Genomic DNA, 302 nt, shown 5'->3' on the forward strand with positions numbered 1-302 from the left:
ATTTTTTACTTATGATCATGGATCAAAATGTCTTTCCTCAGACGGTTTTTAGGTTCGGGCGTACCCGTCTTTGTAAAGCTTGCGTTAAGCTTTTAATTAGCTCGATAAGGTTCTTTTGTTTTAGGGCATCCATGGCCGCACCAGCGGTGCCAACACCCGGTAGTACCACTCTTGCGGCGCTGCGGATGACATCAAAGTCAGCACTGACTAAGACATTGGCATTCAGGCGCTCAAAAGCAAACCGTACAGAGCTTAAATTGGCACAGCCGGTATCAATAATCACGGTAAGATCATTGCTAGCG

Annotated in this window: 1 protein-coding gene; it reads right to left on the reverse strand. The window is 46.0% G+C overall.

Features of this window, described 5'->3' with window-relative positions; genetic code table 11:
* Positions 1–37 precede the first annotated feature (37 nt).
* Positions 38–302 (reverse strand): type 1 glutamine amidotransferase family protein (locus tag AAEY78_RS12505; protein ID WP_502943763.1); only part of this gene is annotated, 265 nt, incomplete at its 5' end.

The sequence above is a fragment of the Psychrobacter sp. 16-MNA-CIBAN-0192 genome, assembly GCF_040309565.1.
Lineage (GTDB): Bacteria > Pseudomonadota > Gammaproteobacteria > Pseudomonadales > Moraxellaceae > Psychrobacter.